Consider the following 25,260-nt stretch of genomic DNA (forward strand, 5'->3'; position numbering starts at 1 on the left):
CGATGAGCGCCGTGAACGCCCCGTCACCCGGAGGCTGGCGCGAATGGCTGATGTCGGATCGGCCGCAGTCGCGCCGGCAGGCTGCGCTCGGCCGCGCCTATGGCGGCTGGCGCACCTTCTCGCGCAACCGCCTCGCCATGCTGGGGCTCGCGATCGTGATTGCGCTCTTGCTGGTGGCGCTGTTTGCAAACCAGCTTGCCCCCTATTCGCCCTATATCGGCGACCTGCGGACCACCCGGCTGCTGCCGCCCTCGGCCGCCCACTGGTTCGGCACGGACGACCAGGGCCGCGACATCCTTTCGCGCATCATCCACGGCTCGCGGATCACGCTGTTCGTCGTCGTGCTGGTCGCCATCCTGGCCGCGCCGATCGGCCTGATCGTCGGCACGGTGGCGGGCTATTCCGGCGGCCTCATCGATGCGGCGCTGATGCGCATCACCGACATCTTTCTGGCCTTCCCGCGCCTGATCCTCGCCCTGGCCTTCGTGGCCGCGCTGGGACCCGGGATCGAGAACGCCGTGATCGCGATCGCGATTACGTCCTGGCCGCCCTATGCGCGCATCGCCCGCGCCGAGACGCTCACGATCAGGCAGGCGGACTACATCTCCGCCGTGAAGTTGATGGGCGCCTCGCCTTGGCGAATCGTGCTGCGCCACATCATGCCGCTCTGCGTTTCCTCCGTGATCGTGCGTGTGACGCTCGACATGGCGGGCATCATCCTCACGGCCGCGGGGCTCGGCTTCCTGGGCCTCGGCGCCCAGCCGCCCACCCCCGAATGGGGCGCGATGATCGCCAATGGCCGGCTCTACGTGCTTGACCAGTGGTGGGTCGCGGCCGCGCCGGGCGCTGCGATCTTCGTGGTCAGCCTCGCATTCAACCTCCTCGGCGACGGCCTGCGCGACGCCCTCGATCCCAAGGGTGTGAAATGAACGAGCCCGCAACCCGGCACATGCTCGTCGTGGACGACCTGCGCGTCGCCTTTCCCAATCGCGACGGCGGCCTCACCGAGGCCGTGCGCGGCGTCTCGTTCCGGCTCGGCCGCGAACGGCTCGGCATCGTGGGCGAGTCCGGCTCCGGCAAGTCGCAGACCGGCCGCGCCATCCTGGGGCTCACGGCCCCGGAGGGCCGCGTCAGCGCCAACCGGATGGAGTTCGACGGGATCGACCTGCTGAAGAGCTCCGCCAAGCAGCGGCGCGCGCTGCGGGGCGGCCGCATCGCGATGGTGCTGCAGGATCCGAAATTTTCGCTCAACCCCGTGATGAGCATCGGCGACCAGATCGTCGAGACGCTCGACGCCCATGCGCGCGTGTCGCGCCGGGAAGCGCGGGAGCGCGCCCTGGAGACGCTGCGGCAGGTGCAGATCGACAACCCCGAGCGCGTGTTCGACCTCTACCCGCACGAAGTCTCCGGCGGCATGGGCCAGCGCGCCATGATCGCCATGATGCTGATCGCCGACCCCGACCTGCTGATCGCCGACGAGCCGACTTCCGCGCTGGACGTCACCGTGCAGTTGCAGCTTCTCGCCATCCTCGACCGGCTGGTGACCGATCGCGGTATGGGACTGATCTTCATCTCGCACGACCTGCGGCTCGTCTCGACCTTCTGCGACCGCATCCTGGTGATGTATGCCGGCAAGGTCGTCGAGGAGCTCTCGGCCGGCGGCCTGCAGGACGCCAAGCACCCCTACACGCGCGGCCTCGTGAACTGCCTGCCGCGTCTGGGCGAGCACCACCATCCGCTGCCGACGCTCGACCGCCGCCCGGAGTGGGCGCTGTGACGGCCCGTCCCGCCGCCGCGGGCCTCGCGATCGAGAACCTGAGCGTCGTCTACGACGAGTTCACGGCCGTGGACGACGTCTCGATCCGGGTCGAGCCCGGCCAGAGCTTCGGCATCGTGGGCGAATCCGGTTCGGGCAAGTCCACCATCCTGCGCGCCGTCTGCGGCCTCGCGCCCCGTACGGCCGGCTCGGTCTCGCTGGTCGCGCCGCCGGGCGACCGCTCCGGCGCGCTTCCGGCCCCCGGCTCGCGCGAGTTCCGCCGCCGCGTCCAGATGGTGTTCCAGGATCCCTACGGATCGCTCCATCCGCGCCAGACCATCGACCGCACCTTGGCGGAGCCCCTCGCCATCCACCGCATGGGCGACGCCGAGACGCGCATCGAGCGCGCGCTGGACGAGGTCGGCCTCGGCAAGGGGTTTCGCTTCCGCTACCCGCACCAGCTCTCGGGCGGCCAGCGCCAACGCGTCGCGATCGCGCGCGCGCTGATCCTGGAGCCCCAGATCCTGCTGCTCGACGAGCCGACCTCGGCGCTGGACGCCTCCGTGCAGGCGGAAGTGCTGAACCTGCTGGAGGAGATGCGCCGCCGCCACGGGCTGACCTTCGTGCTGGTCAGCCACGACCTCGCGGTCGTCACCCACATGTGCGAGCGCCTGATGGTGATGCAGCGCGGCCGCCGCGTGGAGGAACTGTCCGCCGACGATCTCGCGCTGTCCCGGGTCTCCGACCCCTACACCCAGCGCCTGATGGTCGCCTCCAGGGGTTTCCGGAGAGGCGGCCCCGAGGCGGCGTGAGCGCCACTTCGCCCCTCGGCCTGCAGCGGGGTCTCGTCGCCGCCGCCGTCGGGATCAGCGAACCGAAGAGAACGCGGTCGGCTGCAGGAAGCTGTTCGCCACATTGGCCAGGATGGGGCCGTCCGCCTCCGAGGCCGTGCGCGCCGCGATCCACTCCGGGTCGTTCATGAAGGCCGCCCACTTGCGCTCGCGGTCGGCGAGGGACTCCCAGGCCACCAGATAGACGAGCTCGTTGTTGGACGGACCGATCGCGTAGGTCCAGAAGCCGGCCTGCCTGATCCCGTGGCGCTCCCAGAGCCGCAACGTGTGATCCTCGAAGCGCCGCAGCAACGCCGGCAGCCGCCCGGGAAGGCAGCGGTAGTTTCGCATTTCGTAGATCATGGGCCTCTCGGATGCCTTGGCTGCGGTGGGTCACAACCTACGCGCAATCATCTCGCGCCGTCGATGGCGTTGCGGCCCCGCGCTGGCGAGAGGGACGCAGCTACAAGCAAATGTTAAGTGTTTGTTTGTGATCTGTTGACCATGGGCGCGGAGAGGACGCGGCGGGATCGAATGCGCAGCATGATGCCGATGAGTGAAGCCGCCCAGCGCGAGCGCGTTCGCGCGGTCGCCCGGCTCGCGGCCGAATGGCGTCTGCTCGGCCGCGGCGACGCGCGCCGCCGTGACGTGGAGGCCGGCCTCACCCGCGTTCTCGACGATCCCTCCCCGATCGTCCGGCTCGCACTGCCGTGCGAACTGGCGCCCGACCCGACCGCGCCGCACCACCTCGTGATGGCGCTTTGCTATGACAAGCCCGCTATCGCGGCCGAGGTTGCGGCGTCCACGCCGGTGCTGATCGATTCCGAGCTCGTCGACCTCGTCGCCCTGTCGCCCGCCGCCGTGCAATGCGCGGTCGCGCTGCGCCCGCGCCCCAGCGCCGCCCTGTCCGCCGCCATAGCGGCCGTGGGCGAGCGGGAAGCCTGCCTGACGCTGCTCGCCAACCGCGACGCCGCCATGGTGAAATCCGTCTTCGCCACCCTCCTTTCCCGCTTCGGCGCCGACAGGCCGATGCTGGACGCGATCTTCGTGCGCCCGGACGCGCCCGTGACCGTGCGGCAGGAGATCGTGGAGCGCGCGTTGGCGGCCCGGCGGGCGCCCGTGGCCGGCGGCCGCGCCCAGGAGGTCGAGTCCGAGCGCATCCGCGCCGAGCAGGACCACGCCACGATCGCTCTCGCGTCCGAGTGCCCGGCCCGCGACGCGCCCGACCTGGTCGCGCATCTGATCTCGCGCGGGCGCCTCACCACCGCGCTGCTCGTGCGCGCGGCCGCGAGCGGCGCCTTCGCGCTCATCGAGCACAGCCTCGCGAACCTGGCCGCGGTCTCGGTCGACCGCGTGCGCGCCATCATGGGCGAGCCTGGCGGGCCCGCCTTCCGCGCCCTATGCGCGCGCGCGGGCCTGCCCGAGCGCGCGCTCCAGGCCCTGTGCGTCACCGCGGAGGTGCGCGGCGAGGCGGGCGAGGCAGGCGCGGCCATCGCGCGCGCGCTCGACCGCTACGAGACGCGCGCGGGCGACCAGCTGGACGACGTGCTCGCGCTCATGCGCAGGGTCTCGTCCGAGATGAGCGGGCGCTCGGCCCGCGAGCCGGCGCGCCGCCCCCGCCCGGAACCGCGCGTCCGCTCAAACTACTTAGGCGCCCAGCACGGATTCCGCAGTCGGGCGGCGGGTGGCAAGGTGACGGCATAACCGAATAGTCCGGTGAGCAAAGCAGGAGATCGACATGGCAGACGCAATTTCCGGTACGGGCGGCACGGGTGCATCCACGGCGGCCGGCGGCGCGACCGCTGACTTCTCCAGCCTCTCGCAGTCCTTCGACACCGCCATCGCGAACGCCACCAAGCTTCGTGAGATCGAGACCGAAAAGCAGAACGCGCTGAACATCGCGAAGTCGAAGCCGCAGACCTGAGCACGGAGCCCCGCAGCCCATGAGCCTGGTCGACCTCTTGCAGACGAGGCGCGCCGCCATCGAGGGCGGCGTAGCCTTGCAGGTGACGTCAGGGTCCCACGCGGGCGCCCTGGCGGCGCTGCGCAAAGGCGTGGCCACGATTGGCTCGGGGCTCGACAACGACATCGTCCTGATCGGCGATGGGCTCCAGGACCGGCATTTCGCGATCGAGATCACCAACGAGTGGCTCGGGACCGTGCGCGTCGAGCCGCTCGACGCCCCGATCCGGGTGAATGGCCGGATCGTCGACGTCGGCCGCGACCTGGTCGTCAAGGCGCCGCTTACGATCGAGGCAGGACGCGCCTCCATCGAGTTGAAGCCCAAATTCGAGCTCGAGACGCTCCGGCGCCCCGCGCTGGCGCTGGGCGGACTGGCCGCTCTTCTTCTGGTCGGCTGGCCGCTGGTCAGCGCCCTCACGTCGAGCTCCGCGGCCCTGTTCCGGCCGGCGGAAACGCAGCCCTTTTTGGCCGCGCTGCCGACCGACCCGGCCGCGCACATCGCCGCCCTGCAGGACCGGATCCGCAAAGCGGACCTGGGCGGAACCGTGACGGCCGAATCCGGCCCGGCCGGGGCCGTGGTGGCGACCGGCGAGGTCGACGAAGCCGGCCTCGCGCGCTGGCGCAGCGTTCTCCAGTGGAACGACAGCGTCCCGGGCGCGCCGTTGCTGCTCAACAATGTCGGCAAGGTCTCGGACGTGCTCGGCGCCAACATCCGCAGCGCCTGGCTGGACGGCGAGCCCGAGCTCGTTCTCACCAACGGCCAGACGGTGCGCATCGGCGGCACGCTCGGGAGTGGCTGGCGCGTCAGCCAGATCGACGGCTCGGGGATCGTCCTCACCAAGGACAAGCTCAGCCGCAAGATCGAGTTCTGATCTGGAAAGATCGAGTTCTGATCAGGAAAGCCGTCCAGCCGCGAAGCTCGCACGCTATTTCGCGGGCGGCGGCGGCGTGGTCTTTTCCTCGCCGTAGCGGATGACCCGGATCACGCCGTCATTGTTGCCGCGCCCGAGCGTCTCCACCACGGCGACGATGCGCGACACATAGCTCGCCGGCGCGCGGACGATCACCGCGTCGGCGTCCTTCACCATGCGCAGCGGGTAGCGGGCCGGATCGAGGTCGCTTTTCTTGAGCGCCTCGTTGAGATCGTCGAGCCTCACGGACCTGAGGCTGATCACCCGCGTGGTGAGTTCGCTGCGCGGCGTCACCCGCAGCGAATCGCCTTCCAGGTACCATTCGATGTCGAAACGGCCGTTCAGCTCGCTCATCAGCGTGGGGAAGTCGAGCGGCAACTTGACCTTGCTGAGCCGGCCCCGCACCGCGCCGTCGATTTCAGCCCGCAGGCCGACATGGCGGCAATAGTCGGCCAGAAACGAACGCAACTCCTGCTCGAACACGAACACGAAACCGCTCTCGGGCGCAGCCTGCATCCTGGCGGCGGCCGCTGGCGCGGGAGAAGCCGCGCCCTGGCGCGTGGACAAGGGGAGGATGGCGCCCGGCGGGTCGGCGTTCAGCACGGCCCCGGCCTGCGCAAGACTGCCCCGCAAGGGCTCGGCGCCCGCCGCCGCCGTGGACCACGTCCCCAACGCCACGAGCGCGGCCAGGAGGCCGCGCGTCGCCGCGAAGGTCGGACATCGGAGGGGCGTGTGCAAAATGCGGGTCCGTATGGGGAGTAGCGCTCAAGAGCCGAACTGATAGCTGTCAACCATCGTCACATCATCATGGTTAACGTTGCGTCAACCATCGGCATGTTCGCCGGAGAACTCCGCTCGGGCGCCAGCCGCCGGGCGATCTCGAGCAGGTCCTTGAAGCGCGTCGCATTGGTCTTCTTGCGGATGTTGAGACGGTGCGTCTCCACGGTGCGAACGCTGAGGTCGAGCCGGCGAGCGATGTCCTTGTTGCTGAAGCCCGACCCGATCTGGCGCAGGATCTCGAGCTCGCGGGTGGTGAGACCATACATGTTGACCTGGCCGCCCTTCTTCTGGCTGCGGTTCATCAGGCTGAGAACCAGCGCGTTGGAGAAATACGCGCCGCCATTCACCACGGCCCGGATCGCGGTCGTGAACTCGGAAGCCGCCGTGTTGCGGGCCAGGATGCCGTTGGCGCCGGCCTGCACGAATTCCTGCACGTCGAAGGTCTCGTTGGCGTTGAGGCTGACGAGAATGCGCAGGTCGGGGTTCTGGGCCCGCAGCCGCACGATCGTCTCGTAGCCGTCGAGACGCGGCAGCGCCGAGTCGAGCACCACGACGTCGGCCGCGTGGCTGGCGGTGGCCAGCACGGCCGCGTAGCCGTCTCCGGCCTCGGCCACGACCTTGAAATCCGCGACCTTGTCGAGCGTGGCCTTGAGTCCCTCGCGCATCATCGGGTGGGCGTCGGCGATCACGATGCGAATGGCGTTGGACATGGGATGCTCCTCGGTGCGGCGGTCGGGATCAGACGGGCTTGGCGGGCGAGATCAGCAGCACGAACGGAACGGGCGTTCCGGCGCGGAATGTGATCGAACCCGTCGCGGTCACGCTGACGGCGGCGCTCGAGCGGTAGGCGTTGGCTGAATTGATTTCGTGATCGACGGGGACGTCCGGCAGATCCAGGCCGTCGACCGTGTTCAGAAAAGCGTCGACGATCCGGGTGGCGGATCCCTGCATGAAGGTCGCAGGCGCTTCGAACTCGTAGCGCGCTTCGCCGGAGTTCTCTGGGAAGATCAGAACGGCCCGAAATCTTGGCATCTTCGACGCTCTCCACGATGCTCGCCCAATCGGGGGCGAGTACGTAGAACCTTCAGCGATTTACGTGCCATCGCGTTCCGTGCTGAATCCGAACTACTGAGACGGATTACTGATTACCACAGGTTGTATTGTACAACTCTAAGTAGAATTCGCCGGAGAACTTGAATGTCTCGGATCAATGCATCGATCGCGCCGGGACAAAGACTTGAGATCACGCGTGCCACCCTGGAACAACTGCTGATCACGCAGGGCCGTCAGCGCGTTGGCGAGCGCATGAAGGAATGCCGCATCCTCGCGCCCTTCCGTCCATTCGCCGCAAGTATCGGCGTCCATGAACACCGCGCCGTTCAGCACCGAGTAAACAGTCGCGATGGCCGCGCCCGAACCGCCGCGCCGGATCACCGCAATGTCGGGCTCCGCGGCGGCCGGCGTCGCCTTGAGCGCATCCGCGATCGCGACGACCCGACGGGCCTCGGTGGCGCGTTCGGGAGAAGCCTCGGTCCAACGCGCCGAACTGGCCAAACGGCGACCCAGGGTCGTGCGTAATTGAAAAAGCGGAACGATCCGGACCGTTTCGAAGCTTGGCGCGGCCTCGGGCGGTGGCGAGACGGTGGGGAGTTCGACCGAGATCACCCGAGCCGAAACCGCAGGCGCGGCATCGACGCGCTTCAGGCTGATGGGCCCTGCGTCGTCGTGCAATCGCTTCGGCTTGCGGCTATCCAGCGTCATCGTTCCCGAACCATGGCTCAGCTCGAGCCGTACTGTCGCGGACGTCGAGCGCCCGCGCAAGCTGGCCCTTTAGAGACGCAGCGTGTTGGTTCTGAGCAAGAGCGCTGCCACGGCGTCGAAGCAGCGCTGCGGAACCAGCGCGCCGACGCCGCCCGATTCATACAGCGCCACCGCGAGATCCGGGTCGGACTCCACCAGCACGCCGAGCCGGCCGGCCGCCTCGATCATCCGGTCGGCGTTGGGGCCGCGACCCTTGGCCATCACGATCGGCACGGGCTGTTCGTTGCGATCGTACCAGAGCGCCACCGCGTAGGCGGCGCTCACCACCACCACATTGGCCTGCCCGAGCGAGCCCACGCCGCGCGCGGCCTCCTGATGCGCCTCGCGCCGGCGGCTACGGACCTCGGGCGCGCCCATCATCTGCTTCATTTCCTGCTTCACCTCGGAATGCGACATTCGCATCTCCTTCAGGAAGAAGGCGGTCTGCAGCGGCAGGTCCAGCGCGCCCGCCACCATCAGGATCACGACCGCGATCAGCAGCAAGGTCTTCAGGAGATCGTAGCCGCTCTGAAGCACGCAGGGCGCGCCGCAGGTGGCGGCGTTGAACACGGTCGGGAGCACGGCCCAGACCGCGATGCCGGCGGCCACGAACCAGGTTCCGCAGCGCAGCAGCGTGATCCCGAACTCGGTGGCGCTCTTGGCGCTGAAGATGCGCCCGAACCCTGCCGAGATGCTGATGCGCTGCAGGTCGGGCTTCAGCGGCTCGGCCGACACCACCGGCCCGCGCTTATGGCCGATATTGGCCAGCACGCCGGCCCCGGCCACGATCACCAGGAGGGGCGCGAGGGAGCCGAGAAGGTCCATGCCCATCCGCTGCACGGACCCTGCCGCCAGCGCGTGCGGGTCGCGGATCGCCTTTGTGGCGAAGTCGAACCAGGTCAGCGCCTGCCGCAGGAACACCTGGCCCTGGCTCAGCACATAGGCGAGCCCGGCCAGCAGCACCGTCATCTCGACGAAGTCGGAGCTCGACGCGACCTGTCCCTTGCGGCGGCTCTCCTCGAGCTTTCGCGACGTTGCGGGAAGTGTTTTCTCCTCGGATCCGCCCGACATCGCTCAACTCACCGCAACAGGGCGCGCAGCGCCGTTTCGACGGGGTCGACGGCCGTGACGGCGGGGCCGATCAGCCGCACCAGCGCGAGCGCGAACAGGGGCGCGATCAGCAGCATCGCCATGCCTTTCACGGAGGCCGACAGGAACACGACGTTGAGCTGCTTGCCGAGGCGGCCCGAGATCATGAACACGAGGTCGCACGCGATCATCACGATCACGGCCGGGCCCGCCATCACGAGCGTGGCGCGCATCAGTCCCATGATCATCGCCAGCAAGGCCGGCAGCGCCGAGGTCGACAAGGGCGGCAGCAGCTCGCCGGCCGGCCAGACGCCGTAGCTGCGGTACAGAAGATCCGCCAGCAGCCAGAAACCTCCGAGCGAGGCGAAGAGCCAGAGGCCCATGATGATGAACATCTGCCCATAGGCGGTGATTTCGCCGCTCGGCGACGAGCCCCCGACGGTGGCCCCCCGGTAGCTGTCGATCACGCCGCCCGCCGCGACCAGCGTTTCGAACGGCAGCGACACCAGGAAGCCCAGCAGCAGGCCGATCAGCATCTCTTTGGCGATGTAGAGGAGAAACGGCCCTTCCAGCCCGGCGAGATAAGGCTGCGTGCCCATCCAGAGCGGCTGCATGAAGGGCAGCGCCAGAGCCATCGCGAAGCCGGCGCGCAGCAGGCCCGAGTTAAGATGCGCCCAGGCGAAGATCGTGCACAGCAGCGTGACGCCGAAGGGCCGCGCCATTGCGAGCGACAGCAGGCTGAACTTGGCGTAGAGCGCGTCCACCACCGCGGGCGTGAGCAGCGTCTCCACGATCAGCGCCGGTACAGGTAGAAGCTGGTGAAGATCTCGTTGGTGGACGCGTAGAGCGGCCCCGCGAGCACGCCGCCGAAGGCCAGCAGCACGAAGCCGATCACCACGATCTTCACGGTCTGCGGCAGCGTCTGCTCCTGCAACTGCGTGACGGCCTGCAGCAGCCCGATGATGAACACCACCACGGTGGCGATCAGCAGCGGCGGCCCGACAAAGACCACGCAGTCGAACAGGATGCGATACAGCGCCAGCGACAGGGTCGAGTTGGCCATCGCGCCCTCAGATGTAACTGAGGACGAGGCCCTGGACGATCTTGGTCCAGCCGTCCACGAAGGTGAAGAGCAGCAGCTTGAAGGGCGTCGCGATGGTGTTGGGCGGGATCATCATCAGCCCCAGCGCCACCAGCACGGTGGTGACGATGATGTCGATCGCCATGAAGGGCAGATAGAGCAGGAACCCGATCTCGAACGCCTTGGTGAGCTCGGTGAGCAGAAAGGCCGGCACCAGCACGGCGAGGCTGCTCTCGGCCAGCGGCGGCACGCGCTCGCCAGCCCAGATCTTGCCCGTGGACTGGACGAAGAAGGTGAGCTTGGCCGGATCCGTATGCTTGCGCAGAAAGGTTTCCAGCGGCTTCGACGCGCGCGCGCCGGCTTCCTCGTAGTCGCTGAAGGTCTTGTAGGTGAGGCGCGCGTCCCGCACCGACGTGTAGGCGGTGTTCATCACCGGCATCGCGATGTAGACCGACAGGATCAGCGACAGCCCGTACACGATGATGTTGGGCGGCAATTGCTGGATGCCGAGCGCATTGCGGACGATGAAGATCACGATCGAGATCTTGGCGAAGCCCGTCACCGTCACGGCGATCAGCGGCAGAAACGACATCCCGGCCACGAACAGCAGGATGGCGAAGAGGTTGTCGGACGGGTTCATCGGTCTGGTTCCACGGAGCTGATCGACAGGCCGATCCGCCCATCCGTCTCGACGAGTTCGCCCAGCGCGATCACCGCGCCGAAGCGGCGCAGGCGCACGCGTCCATCCTCGAACGACCGGAATGGCGCCGCTGCGCCGGGCTCGGGCATCACGGGCGCTCGCACGGAGCCGATCAGCAGGTCGACGCCGCCGACGCGTTGCATCTGGGCGGACGACACCATCTCGGCGTCCGTCACCGTGGCCGCGCCGCTCTGGATGGTGACCGGGCGCGCCGAGCCGTCGTCATACAGGATCGCGCCGTCGAGGAATTCGGTGGCCGCTCCGTCCAGCATGATGGTGTCGCCGGGCTGCAGGTCGGCCAGTTCGGCGTCGTCGAGATCGACCGGGCCGACGACGAGCAATTGGCCGGGCATCACGGCCGGGCCCCAGCCGACGATCCGCAAAAGATCCTGCGCCATGCGGCCGCGCGGCTCGCGGCCGTGCAGAAAGGCCGCGCACGGGTAGGTCGCGCCCGGCGTCATGATTTCGAAGGTGAGCGCGCCCTCGTCCGTGGCGCCGATCGCCGGGATCACGCTTTCGAGGCTGATCGGCAGCCCGAGGCGCGTTTCAAGCGCGCCCAGCGCGTCGCCGAGCAGGCACTCCAGCACCAGGGCGGCGTCGGCCGGCGCCAGCGCATCCCAGCCGATCGGCTCGGGGGCCCGCGCCAGCGTGGCGGCGACGAGATCGTCCGGCAGCACCAGCGCGAAGCGGTCGGACCCGATCACGCCCGCGATGGCGGGCCCCTTCGGCAAGGACCCGGACGGCGCGCGCGGGCGCAGCACGAAATCGACGCCGCCGGCCTCCAGCCGCAGGATCCAGGCGGTCGCGAACCACAGTTCCTCCAGCCGGTCCGCGATGCGGCGCTGCGGCTGGCCCCGGCTGCCTCTGGGGTGGGCGGCGTGGATGGTCATCGGTCGCCCGCGTCCTCGTCGGACGCGCCTTCCTCGGCCAGCCGCTCGCCCCGGCCGATCCGCTCCAGCGAGGCGCCGAGCTTGATCTCGCGGTTGTTGGCGATCCGGGCCTCGGCGCGCTCGCGCTCCAGCTCCCGCAGCTTGGCGTCGGCTTCGGCTTGGCGCTGCGCGATGCGCCGGTCCTGCGCGGCGAGGTCCTCGACGTCGATGTCGTATTGCAGCCCGATGCGCGCCAGCCGCACCGGCGTCGCCGGGCCGGCCAGCATGCCGGCGATGCGCTCGGCGCGACTGTCGGCCTGCGTGGCGGCCAACTCGGCCTTCGCGTCGCGCTCGGCCGCGGCGGCGCGCTGGGCCGCGGTCGCGCGGGTTTCGGCGGCGGCGACGCGCTGCAGCGCCGCGCTGGCGCGCATGCGGGCGAGTTCGTGGATGCGCGCCAGCGGGGTGCGGGTGCTATTCGTCATGGCCCACCACCGCGCGCAGGCGATCCAGCGTCTCGCCCATCGGCGTCGCCTCGCGCCCGGCCTGCACCAGGAAGTCCATCATGGCGTCGCGCCGGCGCAGCGCCTCATCGGCCAGCGGATCGGACCCGGCCGCGTATTCGCCGACCTGCACGAGCAGCTCGATGTCACGGTAGCGCGCCAGCAGGGCCCGGAACCGCGACGCCGCGGCGCGGTGCTCGGGCGACGCGATCTCGCCCATGAGGCGGCTGACGCTGCCCAGCACGTCAACGGCCGGGTAGTGGCCCGACTGGCCGAGCCTGGAATCCAGCAGGATGTGCCCGTCGGCCAGGCTCTTCACCTCCTCGGCGATGGGATCGCCAAAGCCCTCGTTCTCCAGCAGCACCGTGTAGATGGCCGTGATGGCGCCATTCCGGTCGCCGCCGCAGCGCTCGATCAGGCGCGGCAACTCGGCGTAGACGGAGGGCGTGAAGCCGCGCCGCACCGGCTGCTCGCCGGCCGCGAGCCCCACTTCGCGCAGCGCCCGGGCGAAGCGGGTCACGCTGTCGAGCAGCAGCAGCACATGCGCGCCCTGCTCGCGGAAATGCTCGGCCACCGAGGTCGCCACATGCGCGCCGATGACGCGCTCCATGGCGGGCCGGTCGGAGGTGGACGCCACCACGACGCAGCGGTCGCGGAACTCGGGCGGCAATTGCCGGTCCAGGAACTCCCGGAGTTCGCGGCCGCGCTCGCCGATCAGCGCCAGCACGCACACATCCGCCGAGGCGTTGCGGGCGAGCGCCCCCAGCAGCGAGGACTTGCCGCCGCCCGGCGGCCCGAACACGCCGATGCGCTGCCCCACCCCAAGCGTGTTCAGCCCGTCGATGACGCGCAGTCCGGTCTGGATCGGCGTCGAGATCAGCGGCCGCTCCAGCGGCGGCGTGGACCGCGGCGCGACGCCGCGCGATTGCAGTCCGTCGCGCGCCAGCGGCCGGCCGTCCATGGGGCGGCCTAGCCCGTCGAAGACGCCGCCCAGCATCCCGGTTCCGCAGCGAAACGTGAACGGGTCGTACTGCGGCAGCACTTCGGTGCGCGACGACAGCCCGTCGATCACGCCAAGCGGCGCCAGGATCGCCCGCCCGTCGCGCAGCGCGATCACCTGCCCGAGAATCTCGCTCCCACCTGACTCAACGAGCCGGCAGATCTCGCCGACCGACAGGTCGCTCAACGTCGTCACGAGCCCACCCGGGCCGATCTCGGTCAATCGCCCCACCGCGCGGCGCAGCGGCCGGCGGGCGATCCCGGCCGCCATCCTGTCTGTCGCTTGTCCCAGAACCCCCATGGCGGTCATCGGTGCGGGCTCATGCGGGCCCGAGGCGGATGTCGTCCTGCAGGGCGGCCGAGAGGACGCCCGAGAGCATTTCGACCTGCGCGCCCGCGCCGATCTCGATCGCGACGCCGCCGGCTTCGAGCCGCCAGGCGCCGGCCTCCATCTGCGGGTCCGCCGCCACGGCCGGGACCACGCGCGCTCCGTCAGCCCGGATGGCGTTGGCGGCGAGCTCGGCGCGCTCCACGTCCCCGGGCGCACAGCGCAGCACCACGTCGCGATGCGGCAGGTCGCGCAGGGCGCGCTTCACCAGCTTGGTCGCGAGGGCGGCCGGCGGCATTTCGTCCAGGATTTCCTCGACGGCGCGCCTCACCACCTCGGCCAGACGCGGCTGCAGGTCGACGAGATCACGCCGGTAATCGCGGTCCAGCTCGACGAGCCTCCCGGCGAGTTCGATTTCGGCCGCATCGCGGGCGGAGGCCAGCAGTCCCTCGGCCTCGGCGCGCGCGGCCGCCACGATCGCGGCGGCCTGCTTCTGGGCGGTCTCGACGGCGGGCGGAATGGCTGGCGCCGCGGCGCTCGACAGAGGCGCCTGGTCAGGGTCGCGCCGCCTGATCACACGGCCCTTGTAGAGACTCTGCGCGCTCTCCACCCGTGCCTCCATCCTTACGGGCGACGCAACGCCTCCGCGACCCGATGGATGATCAATGTCAGATAATGGTTTTCGAACTCTAACTGGTCAAAATTTGGATTGACGTTTTTTGGAACACAAAACGCGATCCTGGCCCGATAGGCGGCCGGCAGGCCAGCCGCCCAGGCCTGAATGAGCCGCAACGCGACGGTTTCGGCCGCCTGCAGAAGCCGTCCCGGCTGCGGCAGCGCTTCGCACTCGGTTTCGATGTCGGCGAAGCTCATCACCACGGGCAGGTCCTTGGGATCGATCTGCCCGCCTTGCGCCCGCAGGAGGTCGCCGTCGATGACGCGACTGAGCGCCCGCGCATGCCAGGCGAGGCCGAGCAGGCGCCGAAAGCGCGCCGGATCGGCCACGAAGGCGCCGTAGGCGCCGAGGTCCGCCGCGCTGACCGCCGCTGCTTCGAGCCGGCCGGCCTGATGCGCCAGGGCCAGCATGGACGGCAAGCGCTCGCGCAACCGCGGATCGCGCGAGATCATGGCGCGCATGGGTTCGGAGCCAAGGCTGGGCGCCCAGTCGGCCGCCCAACTCGGATCGAGGCTCGCGAAGGGCGGCTCGGGCGCCTCCGCGGCGGTGGAGTGCAGGAGCGTGAGCATGCTCAAAGGCCCTGCGAACCGATGAGACGCAGGAGCGGGCGGCGAAACAGCGCCAGTCCGAGGCCGAGCAGAGCCAGCACGCCGAAAGGCGCGAGGCTGCCGATCGAGAGCGGCTGCCGGCCGAGTTCGGTTCCCTGCGCGGAGGGAAACAGCGCCACCGCGACGTCTTCGTAGTTCAGCCCGGCCACGCTGTTGGTCACCAGGTATTTGATGGTGGCGACATGGCGCGACATGTCGAGATCGGCGCGATGGTAGATGAACACCGACGCGCGGGGCGAACGGCGGTCCTTCTCCAGCGGCGAGTCCTCCGGCAGCATCACGTGCACCCGGGCCGACACAACCCCGGCGATCTGCGTGATGCTGTTCGCCAGTTCCTGGTTCATCGCGTACATGAATCGCGCCCGCTCCTCCATCGGGGTGGAGACGATGCGCTTGCTGTCAAAAATGCCGCCGAGCGATTCGAAGCGCTGGCGCGGCAGACCCCGCGCGCTGAGCACGTTGATCGCCCGCGTGGTCTGGTCCCGCTCCACCGAGAGCGCGTAGGTGCCGTCCTTGGCGCGGGTTCGGCCGGCCTCGATGCCGGCGTTCTGCAGGATGCCGACGATCTCGAGCGCCTCGCGCTCTTGCAGGCCGTCATAGAGATCGGCTTTGCAGCCCGCCAGCGCCAGCACGAGGCCCAACGCCACGAGCATGCGCAGCGCCAGCCGGCCCAAAGCCGTATCGCCGGGAATGGACCGGGCGTTACGCATCACGATTGCCGCACGAGGGTGCTGACCGAATGGGAGACGCCTCCCATGACCTGGCTGACGAGATTCACGAAGATCGCATGGTCGTAGCTCTTCTCCAGCGCCTTGAAGCCGTCGGCGGGCGTCATCTGCGGTTCGGCCCCGGTCGTCGCGCCCGTCCGCGCCACGCCGGAGTTCACCCACGGAGACGGAAGCATTTCGCCGACCTGCCCGGCGATCGGATCCGCCCCCATCGTCGGAGACGGACGAAGGCTCTGAAGCGTGTCGTGCACCGAGCCCAGCGTCTCGGTGAGCGAGCCGGTCGGTGCGGGCGCGGCGGCCTGCGTCTGCACCGATGCCGCCGCAACCCTGAACGTGTCAGCCGCCGCGCCACGCGCCTGCGTGGCCGCCTGCGCGGATGCGCCGGAGAGTTGCGACGTCGCCGCGCCGATCGCCTGGATGCTCATGCGTTTACCCTCGTCGGAATGGCGTCATTCGCCGCCATCGGCGAGAAGCGACGAGAACAGGCTCGTAAAGACGCTGTCGGCGAGCTTCTCGGTGAACTTCATCACCATTTTGTTCAGTTCCTCGGCGTCGCCCGTGCTGAGAGCGGCCGTGTTCGCGGTGGATGCGGCGCCGGTCGCGGCGCCCTGGATTTCACCAGCCATGACGGGATCTCCTCGTGGGGTCTGAAGGGGGTGTGCGCCCGCTCGTCTGTGATCCGCCGAGCGCGGCGAGTTGCTCGATCTGCTCGGCCGCCCGTGCGGCGACCTCGCGTTTAGCGAACCGCAGCGTACGCAGCTTGGCGACCGCGTCCGCCATGCGGCCCTGGTCCTTGTCGCGCATCGCGAGGCCGAGCGTCCGGAAACGCCCGGCCGGATCGCGACCTTCCACGAGGCGGGCGAGATCGCTGTCCGGCCGCAAGGCGCCGCGCTTCACGGCGTCGACATAGTCGGCCGCGAGGTCACGGAAGGGACGCGCGCAGTGTTCCTGCGGGGCGATCGCTTGCGCTGGATGGGGATCGAGATGGCGGTTGGGCATCACGGTTCTCCGATGCCGCATGATGCCGCAAACGCGCCGCCAGGGTGATCCGCGCCGGGCGCCGAGGCGCCTACGTAGAGGGGCCCGTTCATGCGACCGACCTCAACTCGCCGCGGGGCTCCGCCACCAGCGTGCCGACCGGCTGGCACGTGAACTCAGGCGCGATCTCCTGGAAGGACAGAACCGCGAAGCCGACATCGTGCGAGCGCAGGTAGTGTGCGAGATGACGCCGAAGATCGACCGCCGTCACCACCACGGGCGGCGCGGCGGCAGGATCCTCCGGCCGCACGATGGTCTCGATCTGCTCGAGGAGCGTATTGGAGAGCCGGCTCGACATCATCAGGAACACGCCCGACTCGGTCATGCGCAACGACTCGCGCAACTGCTGCTCTAGGCCGGGCTCGACCACATAGGCGGGCAGGACGCGGCTGGCGTCCGCGATCTGGTCGCAGATCTGCCGCCGCATGGCGTGGCGCACGTGCTCGGCCAGCACGGCCGCGTCGGTCTCGCGCTGTCCCCATTCGGCGAGCGCCTCGAAAAAGGTTTGGGTGGGTACCAGCGGGACCTGCTCGCCGGCGAGACGACGCATCACGTCCAGCATGCGCGGCATCGGCACAGCGTTGCCGGCCTGCTCGGCCAGGCGAGGATGCGTGCTCCGCAATTCGGCGAACAGCGCATGGGCTTCCTCGAAGCCGAGCGTCAGCGCCGACTGCGCCTTCAAATGCTCGACGCCCGCATGCGCGAGGAGATCGGCGAAGGTGACGACGCGCAGGCCCGCATCCACGAGGCGCGCCGCCTCCGCGCCGTCGACCCAGAAGCCGTACGGCCGTCGCCAGCCGCGCGCCAGAGTACGACGCGGAACGCCGGCGGCGTCCAGGATCGCGCCATCGCCTTCCAGCACCACCGCATCCGCCGCCACCGATTCGGCGAACAGCGCCACTCCGTCGAAGAGCACCCGCACGGCGTCTGGGGCCAGCGCGTCGGCGAGTTCGATCCCGAACCGCGGCGTCGGGATGCCGAGCCGCCGGCGGCAGGCTTCGGTCCGGCCATCGCGCGCCTGTGCGAACGCCCTGCCGTCGAGCCGGCCGAAACTATTCGCGCCAAGAAGGATCACGAGGCGCTCATGAGGATGCGACTCGGCCGAAGAAACCGGTTCGGCTTCGTTGGCGCCATCCGCCGCGCGACCGCGCCCGGCCCCGGAGCGCCGGCCCGGCGCCTTGCCGGGCATGAACCACGCGACCCAGATCAGGACGCCGCCGAATGCGAAGAACAGCAGCGCCGGAAAGCCCGGCACGAGCCCGATGGCCGACACGACCACGCCGGCCGCCCCGATGCTGCGCTGGCTGCCGGCGAGCTCCGCCGCGATGTCGCCGCCGAGGTCGGCCCCGCCCTCCGTGGTGACGCGAGTCACGATCGCTCCCGCGCAGAGCGCCAGCAGCAGCGCCGGCACCTGCGCGACGAGGCCGTCGCCGATGGTGAGAAGCGAATAGGTGGACGCGGCCTGTCCGAGCGGCATGCCCTTCTGGAAGGCCCCGATCGCAATGCCGCCCACGAGGTTCACGACCACGATCAGCAGGCCCGCGATGGCGTCGCCCTTCACGAACTTCATCGCGCCGTCCATGGCGCCGAAGAATTGGTTTTCCTTGTCGAGGTTGCGCCGCCGCTCGCGCGCCTCGGCGGGGTCGATGTCGCCGGCGCGCAGCTCCGCGTCGATGCTCATCTGCCGGCCCGGCAAGGCGTCGAGTACGAAGCGGGCCGCCACTTCGGCCACGCGCTCGGCGCCCTTGGTGATCACCACGAACTGCACGATCGTGATGATCAGGAAGATCACCAGCCCGACCACCAGGTTGCCGCCGGTGACGAAGTTGCCGAACGTGGCCACGATGTCGCCGCCGTCGGCTTCGGTGAGGATCGTCCGGGTCGTCGAGATCGAGATCGACAGCCTGAACGTCGTGGCGATCAGGATCACGGCCGGGAACGTCGAGAAGCTGGTGGGGCGCTCGATGTAGAGCGCCACCATCAGGATCACCATCGTCATCGTGATGTTGAGCCCGATCAGCACGTCGAGCATCAAGGTCGGCATCGGGATGATCATCACCAGCACGGCGGTGAGCAGGATCGCGATCAGGGCGAGATCCTGCCGGCCGCGCATGCGGTGGAGGGTGCGTGTCAGGAACTCCATCATCGACCTGCCCGCCGCAACTGGACGAACTGCGTGAAGGCCTCGACGGCCTCCCCGAAGCGGCGCAGCGCCGTCATCACGCGGGCGCGCCGCAGCTGGAAGCCCGCCGTGGCGGTTTCGTGCGCGGCCGCCGCCTCGTAGGCCAAATGGGCCGCGTGCGCGGTCTCGCCGTCGCCCGTCGCCAGGAAGGCTTCCGACAGGAGCCGGAGGCTCTGCGCATCGCCGGGCGCGAGCCGCACCGTGAGCTGCAGCATCGCGAGCGCCTCGGCGGGTTTGCCGTAGCGGATCTGGTGGGCCGCAAGGGCGTTCAGCAGCCGAAGGTCCGCCTCCGCGAGCGCGAGCGGGCGCACGGCCGACTGGGGCGGCGGCCCGAAGCCGTCCGCCCGGTCGAAGGCCGGCGGGATCAGGGGTGAAGGCCTTGGCCGGGAGGGGGCGGCCAGGCCGGCGAAGCGGGCCGTCATGGTCATTGCTCCCCGGTCACCAGGGCGTCGCCCGCCGTGATCACAAGGCGCATGCGGCGCAGAACCTCCCGCACGGCGTCCGCGCCCATGTCGACGGACTGGCTGTCCTGCGGGGACGCGCCGAGGCGCGACAGGGTCATCTCGATGCGCGACAGGTCGGCGATCAGCGCGTCGGCGGGCCGCGCGAGGGGAGCGAGGTCGGCGGCCATGAGCCTGACGCTCTCGACGGGCGCCTCGGCGCGCGGCATGAAGCGCTTCTGCGTCGCCGGCGCGACAGCCGTGACCGGAAGCTCCCGCCGGGGCTGGGCCGGGCGGACCTGCGGTTCGAACGCGCCCGCGCGGATGCGGTCCGGCGTCGATCCGCGCTCGGCAGATTTCGCAGCATCCCAGCGTGACACGGACGGCCTCCTCGACGGGGGCCAAATAGACATCCGCCAGATTGTGGATTGCTTAATGACAGGTGGATGACCGCCGGTATGGTGAATGCACCGTTAACGCGACTACGCAGATCTCGGTAATTCCCTCGGATGGCGGTCGCGTCGCGTGGCTGCGATGAAGAAGGATCGTAGATCTCGGAAAAACCGTGATGAGCATCACCATACAGGGGCAAGGCCGCATCGCCGCGCCGAGCCCGCTAGGGGCGAAGGGCGGCTCCGCCGACTTCGCCGAAGCCTTGCGGGCCGGCCGGGAAGCGGCGGCTCAGCCATCGGGCCGCGAGGCCCTGCAGCGCCGGCCGCACGATCCGGAAAACCCGATCACCGGCATGACGGCCGTCCAGGCGCGGCCGCCGCGCGAGAAGGTCGTCAGTTGCGGCGCGATCCGGCCCGGTGAACGGCTCCCCGGTCCGCTGGTCCGTATCAAAGCCGAGCCGCCGCCGCTTCGGTTGATCAGCGGGCCTTGCCCGACCATCGGGCGCTTCTGATCCTCCAACTCTGATCGCCACCGCCCCGCAAGGGTCGCAAAGCCGCCGCTCCGGTTGCCCGGGGCGGCGGCTTTTTGCGTCGGCGGTGTTGGGGGAGGCGCTGCTCTGTCGGCCATAGCCGCGAGGTCAAACAGAAACGCCGATAGGGCGGCCGCATCGCGACCGCCCTCCCGGAATGTTTGGAGATCAGGCTTGGATCAGTGCGCCTTGACGCCCTTCTCGGCCTTGTCGACGTCGCCCTGGGTGACGGTCTTGCCGTTCAGGTCCCAGCCGCCCTTCTTCTCCTTGACGGTCACGCCGTCATCGGTGGCCTTGTCGATCTGCTTGCCGTGGCCGGAGGTCGTGACCTTCACGTTGTCCTTGCCGTCATGGTTGCCGGCGAGGCCGGTTACCGTGATGGCCTTGTCGTCCTTGGTGATGGTCAGCTTGGACGAGTAGCTCACGTGGTCGTTCTCGGAAGCCTTCTTGCCCTCGCCATTCACGGTTCCGACCGTGATCTTGGTGCCGTCCTTCAGCTGGAAGGTGGAGTCCTTCTTGAAGTCCCAGTCGCTCTTGCCGTCATTCTTCACGTCCACATGGGGGTCGCCCCAGACGCGGGTGGTGTCGCCGGTGCAGTTGTTCTTGACGATGAACTCTTCTTTGCTCTCGTCGAAGCTCACCGTGTAGTCCTTGCCGAGCTTGATCTCGCCCTTGCCGTCCTTCACCTCGCCGACAGACCACTTGTCGTCACCGCAGTCAGGCTTGGGCTTGGGAGTGCACACCACGATCGGGGGGGTCGTGGGGCAGTCCACCGGGGGCTTGACGACCGGCGGCTTGGTGTCGATCGGCGGCTTGGGGCAATCGACCGGGGGCTTGGTGTCGATCGGGGGCTTCGGCACGTCCACCGGGATGTAGGTGGGCGGGCAATCGACCGGGGGCTTCGGCGTCGGCGGCTTGCAGTCGACCGGGATGGGCGTGGGGATCGGCAGCGGAATCGGGCGCGGGTGGGGGAAACATCCGCCGCCGGTCGGGGCCGGGATCTGGGTCGGCAGGTCGTCCGGGCCATGGCCGCGCGACATGAAGCCGCCGTTCTGGCCGCCATTGCAGTCGCCGCCGGGGCCACCGACCGGGGGGTGATCCGGGGTCGGGCAGGGCGGGGGCTGCCGGGTGCAGCCGCCATCGCCGTACGCGATGGACGAAGGCTGCGGGTTGTAGCCGCTCTGCTGGCCGCCATAGACGCCGTTCTGGCCCTGGCTGCGGCCCGAACCCTGCTGCTCGCCGATCTGCGACAGCGTGGTCTGGATGGAGTTGAGCTCGCTCTGCAGGCCCTTGATCACCGAGCCGGCGTCCGCCTGGCCCGAGCCGCCGTTCGAGGAAGCGCCGTTCGCGGAGCCGCCGGTCGAACCGCAGCCGCCCTGGCCGCCGCCGAGCTGCGACACGAGCTGCTGCAGCAGCTTGTCGATGGTCTTGAGCTCGCTGCGGATGTCGCTCAGGATGGAGCTGATGTTACCCGACGAAGACGTCGTGGCGCAGCTCGAAACCGAACGGTTGAACTCAGACCCGCTGACCTTGCTGGATCCCGAGGCTCCGCCCGAATACTGCGCAGACTGAATGTTTCCCAACATTGTAGTACTCCCTTACCCGAAACCGTGGAGGAGGCGTTGCTTCCTCATGTCCTTAACTTCTCATTCAGGAAGGTTTCCGGATAGCCGCTCCGAATACAGAGACCTGCGTAGACTACTTAACAACCAGAAGTTGTTTGCCGGCTGCATACCTTGCGGCCGCGCATGACGCAGGCCCGGGAATGCGCCATGATCCCGGCCTTCGGCCGCGCAAAGGCGATTCATGCTGCTGTCCTATGCCCAGAACCTGGAAGACATTCACCTCTCCCTCGCCTTCCCGGGGCAGGCGCAGGGATTCTATATCGACGTGGGCGGCGGCCACCCGACGGCCGACAATGTCAGCCAGTTCTTCTACGAGCGCGGGTGGCGCGGCATCGTGGCGGAGCCGCAGGCCGAGTTGGCGGCGCTCTACCCGCGGCTGCGGCCGCGCGACGTCATTCATGAGGGCCTGATCGGCAGGGAAAACGGCGAAACCCGCTTCCACCAGGTCGAGCGCCTGCACGGCTTCTCGACCACCGTCGAGGAGCACGCCCGTGCGGCGGACGCTTTCGGCGCCGCCTACACCACCGTGGTGCTCCCCTGCGTGACGCTCGCGACGCTATGCGAGCGCAACCACGTCACGGCGATCGACTTTCTGAAGATCGACGTGGAAGGCGCCGAGGCGGATGTGCTGGCCGGCAACGACTGGGGGAGATTCCGCCCGGCCATCGTGGTGGCCGAAGCCGTGACGCCCGGAGCCGGGGAGCGCGCCTGGGAGAGTTGGGAGCCCTTCCTGCTCGCGCAGGGCTACCGGTTCCGACTGTTCGATACGTTGAACCGCTTCTATGTCGCGCAGGAGCGGCCGGACATTTTCGAGCGCCTGCCCACCGAACGGGTCGACTGGGGATCCGCGACGCACATGTACGAGATCGGCCGCGCGCCCGAGAACGCGCGGCATCCCGACCACGCCCTCGCGGGCGTGCTGGCCAAAGGCCTTTGGGCCGACCTGCCGCATCTGGATGCGGACGCTCTCGCCCGGATCCTCGTGCGCGGACGCGGCCTCGCCGCTACGCCCGACGCGCTCGCGGCGGCGCGCGCCGAAATCGACACGGACTCATTCCGCGCCGCAATGGGACGCATCGCGTGCGGGTACGACGGCGGACAGATCCACGACGGCTGAGCCGGCCCGCAAGGGCCGGGCGCCGTGGGATCCGTGAAATCAGCCGTTCGACAGGCGCCGGCCCCGATCGTTGACCTCGATCTCCTCGATGATCTTCAGGATCATGCCGAGGCGCGCGATGTCGCCGGTCGTCATCTCGTCCATCTGCCGGCCAGCCACCGTCGCCAGATAGCTGTGATAAGCGTTGACGACCCGCGTAACTGCTTGCAAACGCTTGCTTTCCGCCAACAGCCCGCGGGGCATGTCGGAGGTCTGCTTGGCGTCTGCAAGCAACACCCGGCTCAGGCTGTCGAGTATGGCTGTATCGTTCGGCGCCGGACGCGGTGGAGCCGAAGTGACTACTCCGTTTGGTGCTCCCGCGATCGCTGCAGCTTCGCCCATCGTAAGTCTCCCTCTGGAAAGACCCCCCGGCTGTACGAACTCGCTTGTAGTCTTTTCTTTCCATCCCTTAAAGACAAAAGTTAACGACTCGGCGCTGAGTCCGATTTCACCCCTTCGCAAATAGAGACCGAGGGCGCGATGAGTCGACCCGACCGTCTCAACTTCCTGCGTCGCATGGGCAGACTCATCGATAGATTCGGACCATGCGTTTGAGCTTTCGGGACCGGTCGATAGAGTCCAGCAAGACTCCGTGCACCATGTACGGACGCCAACCTGTCTGGACACATCTGGAGGCCGGCGTGGCGGCCGGCGCGCCCCGCGCTCAGCCGCCCGTCCGGACGCTCGCGACGCGGTGATGCTCGAAGAAGCGGATCATCTCCCGGCTGGCGTCGGGCCCGCGCGCATCCGTGTAGGACCCGGCCGGGCTGCCGCCGGACCACGAGTGGCCGAGGCCGTGGATGACCCAGTGCTCGAGCACCGGAACGCCGTCGCGGTCGGCCTCGACCCGGCGCGTGTAGCGCACGCCTTGGGGCGTCTCGCCCTTCTGGACGTCCCGCTCCGCCACCGCGCCGGCGTTGACCTGCGAGGCGACCTGCGTGGCGTTGGCCGGATGCACGGTCTTGTCGTGGTCGCCATGGAAGATGATGGTCGGCGGCGCGGCCGCACCGCCACGCGGCAGGTTGGCGGGCGAAGCGCCGCCGCGCATGGCCGAAAGCGCCGAGGGAAGATCACGCGCGGCGCCGCAGGCCAGGCCCGAATGCACCCCGACGGCCGCGAACAGATCCGGATAAAGCACGCCCATGATGGCCGCCGTTGCGCCGCCGGCCGACAGGCCCGCCACATAGACGCGCCCCTCCGCGACCGCGAAGTCGGCCATGACCTGGCGCGCGACGCCGGCGATCAGGGCGGGCTCGCCCCGGTCCCGCTGCTGGTCGGCCGCGCTGAACCAGTTCCAGCACCGCGATGCGTTGGCGGCCTTGGTCTGCGCCGGGTACGCCACCAGGAAGCCGTGCTCCTCGGCGAGTTCGTTCATGCGCGTTCCCGCCGCGAAGTCATCGGGCGATTGCGTGCAGCCGTGCAGCATGACGACCAGCGGCATGGGCTGGGCGCCGTGTCCGCTCGGGACGTAGAGCTTGTAGCCGAGTGTCCCGGGCGCTCCCGAAAACGCCCGTTCTTCAAACTGCGCTCCGGGTGGAACCGCTGGCGCGCCCCGGGGGCCTGTTGTCCCCTGAGGTTTAAGCCACGATGCCGCCCCGCCGAGGCCGGACAGGCCAGGGCCGAAGCCGCCGAGGTCGGGGCGCGGCGGCCGGGCGCCTTGCGCATCGGCGTCGGGCGCGGGGTTGGCGCCCGTCGCCAAGGTCCGGCGGATCGTCGCCAGCGCTTCGGAAACCCGGCCGTCCCGGGTCAGGCGTGTGGCGTCGGCGAGGCCGGCAAGGATGCGCGTCGTCATGGGGGATCCTTTGATCATGGTGGCCTCAGCGAATGCGATCGCGGAGGGCGGTCTTGACGGCGGGGCTCGCCTGGAGCGCGCCCAGCACCTGGATGGACGCGATGGCGTCGCGTGCGAGTTCGGCCGAAACGTCGTTTTCGATCACCGCGAGCCCGACGACCTGGATGTGCAGGGTCTCGCCGGCGGCGCGTGCCTCCTCCAGTTCGCCCCGGCCATAGCGGCGCAGGCCGAGATCGAAGCGGTGCCGGGCCAGCGATTGGCGCAACACGTCCGCGTGCTGGCCGAGTTGGTTGCGAATGGCGGTGCGGATCAGGTCCGTGCGGTTGGAGTAGAACCCCTCGCGCACGAGCAGGTCGATCTGGCCGAGATCGACGAAGCCGAGATTGATCGTGATCTTCTCACTGTCGGGAAGCCGCTTCGCGGCTTCGCCAATCTCATTCTCAGCCATAAACACCATCCTGTTACCATCCCGCTGGATGGTATATGGA

General features: G+C 69.1%; 33 protein-coding genes. 8 read left to right on the forward strand and 25 right to left on the reverse strand.

The genetic code is table 11. The features are described from left to right. Window positions 1–2 precede the first annotated feature (2 nt). Genes nikC through AC1DSZ_RS11610 form a run of 3 tightly spaced genes read left to right on the forward strand, consistent with a single transcriptional unit; the run spans window position 3 to window position 2,568 of the window. Window positions 3–929, forward strand: coding sequence for a nickel transporter permease (gene nikC, locus AC1DSZ_RS11600; RefSeq protein WP_476838525.1), 927 nt, complete (start codon window positions 3–5; stop codon window positions 927–929). Further along, complete coding sequence (locus AC1DSZ_RS11605) at window positions 926–1,777, forward strand: ABC transporter ATP-binding protein (RefSeq protein ID WP_476838526.1); 852 nt, start codon at window positions 926–928, stop codon at window positions 1,775–1,777. The genes nikC and AC1DSZ_RS11605 overlap by 4 nt, the downstream gene beginning before the upstream one ends. Further along, window positions 1,774–2,568 (forward strand): ABC transporter ATP-binding protein, encoded by a 795-nt coding sequence (locus tag AC1DSZ_RS11610; protein ID WP_476838527.1) that lies wholly within the window; start codon window positions 1,774–1,776, stop codon window positions 2,566–2,568. Before AC1DSZ_RS11605 ends, AC1DSZ_RS11610 begins: the two co-directional genes overlap by 4 nt. Window positions 2,569–2,622: 54 nt before the next feature. On the opposite strand, the gene AC1DSZ_RS11615 is transcribed toward AC1DSZ_RS11610, so the two are convergent. Then, window positions 2,623–2,949: an NIPSNAP family protein gene (locus tag AC1DSZ_RS11615; protein ID WP_476838528.1), complete on the reverse strand. Its 327-nt coding sequence runs from the start codon at window positions 2,947–2,949 to the stop codon at window positions 2,623–2,625. Between the two features lie 189 nt (window positions 2,950–3,138). Here AC1DSZ_RS11615 and AC1DSZ_RS11620 point away from each other — a divergent pair, with 189 nt between their 5' ends. Genes AC1DSZ_RS11620 through AC1DSZ_RS11630 form a run of 3 tightly spaced genes read left to right on the forward strand, consistent with a single transcriptional unit; the run spans window position 3,139 to window position 5,420 of the window. Further along, window positions 3,139–4,290 (forward strand): DUF2336 domain-containing protein, encoded by a 1,152-nt coding sequence (locus tag AC1DSZ_RS11620; RefSeq protein ID WP_476838529.1) that lies wholly within the window; start codon window positions 3,139–3,141, stop codon window positions 4,288–4,290. Between the two features lie 34 nt (window positions 4,291–4,324). Continuing rightward, entirely contained in the window at window positions 4,325–4,510 is a 186-nt protein-coding gene (locus tag AC1DSZ_RS11625; protein ID WP_476838530.1) for a hypothetical protein, read from the forward strand. Window positions 4,511–4,529: 19 nt separating this feature from the next. Beyond that, the gene (locus tag AC1DSZ_RS11630) at window positions 4,530–5,420 is read left to right on the forward strand and encodes a SctD/MshK family protein (protein ID WP_476838531.1); all 891 of its coding nucleotides are present in this window, start codon (window positions 4,530–4,532) and stop codon (window positions 5,418–5,420) included. Between the two features lie 54 nt (window positions 5,421–5,474). Here the strand turns inward: AC1DSZ_RS11630 and AC1DSZ_RS11635 are convergent, their stop codons facing one another. The 20 genes from AC1DSZ_RS11635 to AC1DSZ_RS11730 all read right to left on the reverse strand — a co-directional run bounded on the left by AC1DSZ_RS11635 (window position 5,475) and on the right by AC1DSZ_RS11730 (window position 19,657). Beyond that, window positions 5,475–6,197, reverse strand: coding sequence for a hypothetical protein (locus tag AC1DSZ_RS11635; RefSeq protein WP_476838532.1), 723 nt, complete (start codon window positions 6,195–6,197; stop codon window positions 5,475–5,477). A gap of 59 nt (window positions 6,198–6,256) precedes the next feature. Beyond that, window positions 6,257–6,949 carry a response regulator gene (locus AC1DSZ_RS11640; RefSeq protein ID WP_476838533.1) on the reverse strand — a complete coding sequence of 231 codons (693 nt, stop codon included), beginning with the start codon at window positions 6,947–6,949 and terminating at the stop codon, window positions 6,257–6,259. Between the two features lie 28 nt (window positions 6,950–6,977). Beyond that, window positions 6,978–7,271 carry a hypothetical protein gene (locus AC1DSZ_RS11645; RefSeq protein ID WP_476838534.1) on the reverse strand — a complete coding sequence of 98 codons (294 nt, stop codon included), beginning with the start codon at window positions 7,269–7,271 and terminating at the stop codon, window positions 6,978–6,980. Window positions 7,272–7,409: 138 nt separating this feature from the next. Next, window positions 7,410–8,000: a hypothetical protein gene (locus tag AC1DSZ_RS11650; RefSeq protein WP_476838535.1), complete on the reverse strand. Its 591-nt coding sequence runs from the start codon at window positions 7,998–8,000 to the stop codon at window positions 7,410–7,412. 69 nt (window positions 8,001–8,069) lie between these two features. Beyond that, window positions 8,070–9,110: an EscU/YscU/HrcU family type III secretion system export apparatus switch protein gene (locus tag AC1DSZ_RS11655; RefSeq protein ID WP_476838536.1), complete on the reverse strand. Its 1,041-nt coding sequence runs from the start codon at window positions 9,108–9,110 to the stop codon at window positions 8,070–8,072. An 8-nt stretch (window positions 9,111–9,118) separates the two neighbouring features. Then, window positions 9,119–9,919, reverse strand: coding sequence for an EscT/YscT/HrcT family type III secretion system export apparatus protein (locus AC1DSZ_RS11660; protein ID WP_476838537.1), 801 nt, complete (start codon window positions 9,917–9,919; stop codon window positions 9,119–9,121). 2 nt (window positions 9,920–9,921) lie between these two features. Beyond that, window positions 9,922–10,191 (reverse strand): EscS/YscS/HrcS family type III secretion system export apparatus protein, encoded by a 270-nt coding sequence (locus AC1DSZ_RS11665; RefSeq protein ID WP_476838538.1) that lies wholly within the window; start codon window positions 10,189–10,191, stop codon window positions 9,922–9,924. A 7-nt stretch (window positions 10,192–10,198) separates the two neighbouring features. Then, the gene (gene sctR, locus AC1DSZ_RS11670; RefSeq protein ID WP_476838539.1) at window positions 10,199–10,849 is read right to left on the reverse strand and encodes a type III secretion system export apparatus subunit SctR; all 651 of its coding nucleotides are present in this window, start codon (window positions 10,847–10,849) and stop codon (window positions 10,199–10,201) included. Continuing rightward, the gene (locus tag AC1DSZ_RS11675) at window positions 10,846–11,799 is read right to left on the reverse strand and encodes a hypothetical protein (RefSeq protein WP_476838540.1); all 954 of its coding nucleotides are present in this window, start codon (window positions 11,797–11,799) and stop codon (window positions 10,846–10,848) included. The genes sctR and AC1DSZ_RS11675 overlap by 4 nt, the downstream gene beginning before the upstream one ends. After that, entirely contained in the window at window positions 11,796–12,260 is a 465-nt protein-coding gene (locus AC1DSZ_RS11680; RefSeq protein ID WP_476838541.1) for a hypothetical protein, read from the reverse strand. Before AC1DSZ_RS11680 ends, AC1DSZ_RS11675 begins: the two co-directional genes overlap by 4 nt. Then, window positions 12,250–13,548 (reverse strand): FliI/YscN family ATPase, encoded by a 1,299-nt coding sequence (locus AC1DSZ_RS11685; protein WP_476838542.1) that lies wholly within the window; start codon window positions 13,546–13,548, stop codon window positions 12,250–12,252. Before AC1DSZ_RS11685 ends, AC1DSZ_RS11680 begins: the two co-directional genes overlap by 11 nt. A 49-nt stretch (window positions 13,549–13,597) precedes the next feature. Further along, on the reverse strand, window positions 13,598–14,215 hold the full coding sequence (locus AC1DSZ_RS11690) for a FliH/SctL family protein (RefSeq protein ID WP_476838543.1): 618 nt from the start codon (window positions 14,213–14,215) through the stop codon (window positions 13,598–13,600). Window positions 14,216–14,229: 14 nt separating this feature from the next. Beyond that, window positions 14,230–14,691, reverse strand: a complete 462-nt coding sequence (locus tag AC1DSZ_RS11695) for a hypothetical protein (RefSeq protein ID WP_476838544.1) — start codon at window positions 14,689–14,691, stop codon at window positions 14,230–14,232. 161 nt (window positions 14,692–14,852) lie between these two features. Beyond that, window positions 14,853–15,599 (reverse strand): type III secretion system inner membrane ring lipoprotein SctJ, encoded by a 747-nt coding sequence (sctJ, locus tag AC1DSZ_RS11700; RefSeq protein ID WP_476838545.1) that lies wholly within the window; start codon window positions 15,597–15,599, stop codon window positions 14,853–14,855. Further along, on the reverse strand, window positions 15,599–16,042 hold the full coding sequence (locus AC1DSZ_RS11705) for a hypothetical protein (protein ID WP_476838546.1): 444 nt from the start codon (window positions 16,040–16,042) through the stop codon (window positions 15,599–15,601). Before AC1DSZ_RS11705 ends, sctJ begins: the two co-directional genes overlap by 1 nt. A 24-nt stretch (window positions 16,043–16,066) precedes the next feature. Beyond that, window positions 16,067–16,243: a hypothetical protein gene (locus AC1DSZ_RS11710; RefSeq protein WP_476838547.1), complete on the reverse strand. Its 177-nt coding sequence runs from the start codon at window positions 16,241–16,243 to the stop codon at window positions 16,067–16,069. After that, entirely contained in the window at window positions 16,233–16,616 is a 384-nt protein-coding gene (locus AC1DSZ_RS11715; RefSeq protein WP_476838548.1) for a hypothetical protein, read from the reverse strand. Before AC1DSZ_RS11715 ends, AC1DSZ_RS11710 begins: the two co-directional genes overlap by 11 nt. 88 nt (window positions 16,617–16,704) lie before the next feature. After that, window positions 16,705–18,798, reverse strand: coding sequence for a type III secretion system export apparatus subunit SctV (gene sctV, locus AC1DSZ_RS11720; RefSeq protein ID WP_476838549.1), 2,094 nt, complete (start codon window positions 18,796–18,798; stop codon window positions 16,705–16,707). Then, entirely contained in the window at window positions 18,798–19,259 is a 462-nt protein-coding gene (locus tag AC1DSZ_RS11725) for a hypothetical protein (protein WP_476838550.1), read from the reverse strand. Before AC1DSZ_RS11725 ends, sctV begins: the two co-directional genes overlap by 1 nt. Before the next feature lie 2 nt (window positions 19,260–19,261). Continuing rightward, window positions 19,262–19,657 (reverse strand): hypothetical protein, encoded by a 396-nt coding sequence (locus AC1DSZ_RS11730; protein WP_476838551.1) that lies wholly within the window; start codon window positions 19,655–19,657, stop codon window positions 19,262–19,264. A gap of 185 nt (window positions 19,658–19,842) precedes the next feature. Between AC1DSZ_RS11730 and AC1DSZ_RS11735 the strand changes: the two genes are divergently transcribed. Then, entirely contained in the window at window positions 19,843–20,181 is a 339-nt protein-coding gene (locus AC1DSZ_RS11735) for a hypothetical protein (RefSeq protein WP_476838552.1), read from the forward strand. A gap of 197 nt (window positions 20,182–20,378) precedes the next feature. On the opposite strand, the gene AC1DSZ_RS11740 is transcribed toward AC1DSZ_RS11735, so the two are convergent. Beyond that, entirely contained in the window at window positions 20,379–21,785 is a 1,407-nt protein-coding gene (locus tag AC1DSZ_RS11740; RefSeq protein WP_476838553.1) for a DUF1521 domain-containing protein, read from the reverse strand. A 220-nt stretch (window positions 21,786–22,005) separates the two neighbouring features. On the opposite strand from AC1DSZ_RS11740, the gene AC1DSZ_RS11745 reads away from it, so the two are divergent. After that, window positions 22,006–22,941 carry an FkbM family methyltransferase gene (locus tag AC1DSZ_RS11745; protein WP_476838554.1) on the forward strand — a complete coding sequence of 312 codons (936 nt, stop codon included), beginning with the start codon at window positions 22,006–22,008 and terminating at the stop codon, window positions 22,939–22,941. Between the two features lie 39 nt (window positions 22,942–22,980). Here the strand turns inward: AC1DSZ_RS11745 and AC1DSZ_RS11750 are convergent, their stop codons facing one another. The 3 genes from AC1DSZ_RS11750 to AC1DSZ_RS11760 all read right to left on the reverse strand — a co-directional run bounded on the left by AC1DSZ_RS11750 (window position 22,981) and on the right by AC1DSZ_RS11760 (window position 25,220). Continuing rightward, window positions 22,981–23,322 (reverse strand): hypothetical protein, encoded by a 342-nt coding sequence (locus tag AC1DSZ_RS11750; RefSeq protein WP_188519943.1) that lies wholly within the window; start codon window positions 23,320–23,322, stop codon window positions 22,981–22,983. Window positions 23,323–23,644: 322 nt separating this feature from the next. Next, a complete protein-coding gene (locus tag AC1DSZ_RS11755; RefSeq protein ID WP_476838555.1) occupies window positions 23,645–24,772 on the reverse strand; it encodes an extracellular catalytic domain type 1 short-chain-length polyhydroxyalkanoate depolymerase in 1,128 nt (375 codons plus the stop codon). A gap of 25 nt (window positions 24,773–24,797) precedes the next feature. Further along, the gene (locus AC1DSZ_RS11760) at window positions 24,798–25,220 is read right to left on the reverse strand and encodes a CopG family transcriptional regulator (protein ID WP_476838556.1); all 423 of its coding nucleotides are present in this window, start codon (window positions 25,218–25,220) and stop codon (window positions 24,798–24,800) included. Window positions 25,221–25,260: the final 40 nt, after the last annotated feature.

The organism is Alsobacter sp. P4_H11 (assembly GCF_056400925.1).

Bases quoted from the DNA above. Each gene is read 5' to 3' on its own strand.
- nikC (WP_476838525.1), top strand. From the start codon at position 3: ATGAGCGCCGTGAACGCCCCGTCACCCGGAGGCTGGCGCGAATGGCTG.
- AC1DSZ_RS11605 (WP_476838526.1), top strand. From the start codon at position 926: ATGAACGAGCCCGCAACCCGGCACATGCTCGTCGTGGACGACCTGCGC.
- AC1DSZ_RS11615 (WP_476838528.1), bottom strand. From the start codon at position 2,949: ATGATCTACGAAATGCGAAACTACCGCTGCCTTCCCGGGCGGCTGCCG.
- AC1DSZ_RS11620 (WP_476838529.1), top strand. From the start codon at position 3,139: ATGAGTGAAGCCGCCCAGCGCGAGCGCGTTCGCGCGGTCGCCCGGCTC.
- AC1DSZ_RS11625 (WP_476838530.1), top strand. From the start codon at position 4,325: ATGGCAGACGCAATTTCCGGTACGGGCGGCACGGGTGCATCCACGGCG.
- AC1DSZ_RS11630 (WP_476838531.1), top strand. From the start codon at position 4,530: ATGAGCCTGGTCGACCTCTTGCAGACGAGGCGCGCCGCCATCGAGGGC.
- AC1DSZ_RS11640 (WP_476838533.1), bottom strand. From the start codon at position 6,949: ATGTCCAACGCCATTCGCATCGTGATCGCCGACGCCCACCCGATGATG.
- AC1DSZ_RS11645 (WP_476838534.1), bottom strand. From the start codon at position 7,271: ATGCCAAGATTTCGGGCCGTTCTGATCTTCCCAGAGAACTCCGGCGAA.
- AC1DSZ_RS11650 (WP_476838535.1), bottom strand. From the start codon at position 8,000: ATGACGCTGGATAGCCGCAAGCCGAAGCGATTGCACGACGACGCAGGG.
- AC1DSZ_RS11655 (WP_476838536.1), bottom strand. From the start codon at position 9,110: ATGTCGGGCGGATCCGAGGAGAAAACACTTCCCGCAACGTCGCGAAAG.
- AC1DSZ_RS11665 (WP_476838538.1), bottom strand. From the start codon at position 10,191: ATGGCCAACTCGACCCTGTCGCTGGCGCTGTATCGCATCCTGTTCGAC.
- sctR (WP_476838539.1), bottom strand. From the start codon at position 10,849: ATGAACCCGTCCGACAACCTCTTCGCCATCCTGCTGTTCGTGGCCGGG.
- AC1DSZ_RS11675 (WP_476838540.1), bottom strand. From the start codon at position 11,799: ATGACCATCCACGCCGCCCACCCCAGAGGCAGCCGGGGCCAGCCGCAG.
- AC1DSZ_RS11680 (WP_476838541.1), bottom strand. From the start codon at position 12,260: ATGACGAATAGCACCCGCACCCCGCTGGCGCGCATCCACGAACTCGCC.
- AC1DSZ_RS11685 (WP_476838542.1), bottom strand. From the start codon at position 13,548: ATGGCGGCCGGGATCGCCCGCCGGCCGCTGCGCCGCGCGGTGGGGCGA.
- AC1DSZ_RS11695 (WP_476838544.1), bottom strand. From the start codon at position 14,691: ATGCTGGCCCTGGCGCATCAGGCCGGCCGGCTCGAAGCAGCGGCGGTC.
- sctJ (WP_476838545.1), bottom strand. From the start codon at position 15,599: ATGCGTAACGCCCGGTCCATTCCCGGCGATACGGCTTTGGGCCGGCTG.
- AC1DSZ_RS11705 (WP_476838546.1), bottom strand. From the start codon at position 16,042: ATGAGCATCCAGGCGATCGGCGCGGCGACGTCGCAACTCTCCGGCGCA.
- AC1DSZ_RS11710 (WP_476838547.1), bottom strand. From the start codon at position 16,243: ATGGCTGGTGAAATCCAGGGCGCCGCGACCGGCGCCGCATCCACCGCG.
- AC1DSZ_RS11715 (WP_476838548.1), bottom strand. From the start codon at position 16,616: ATGCCCAACCGCCATCTCGATCCCCATCCAGCGCAAGCGATCGCCCCG.
- sctV (WP_476838549.1), bottom strand. From the start codon at position 18,798: ATGGAGTTCCTGACACGCACCCTCCACCGCATGCGCGGCCGGCAGGAT.
- AC1DSZ_RS11725 (WP_476838550.1), bottom strand. From the start codon at position 19,259: ATGACGGCCCGCTTCGCCGGCCTGGCCGCCCCCTCCCGGCCAAGGCCT.
- AC1DSZ_RS11740 (WP_476838553.1), bottom strand. From the start codon at position 21,785: ATGTTGGGAAACATTCAGTCTGCGCAGTATTCGGGCGGAGCCTCGGGA.
- AC1DSZ_RS11745 (WP_476838554.1), top strand. From the start codon at position 22,006: ATGCTGCTGTCCTATGCCCAGAACCTGGAAGACATTCACCTCTCCCTC.
- AC1DSZ_RS11750 (WP_188519943.1), bottom strand. From the start codon at position 23,322: ATGGGCGAAGCTGCAGCGATCGCGGGAGCACCAAACGGAGTAGTCACT.
- AC1DSZ_RS11755 (WP_476838555.1), bottom strand. From the start codon at position 24,772: ATGACGACGCGCATCCTTGCCGGCCTCGCCGACGCCACACGCCTGACC.
- AC1DSZ_RS11760 (WP_476838556.1), bottom strand. From the start codon at position 25,220: ATGGCTGAGAATGAGATTGGCGAAGCCGCGAAGCGGCTTCCCGACAGT.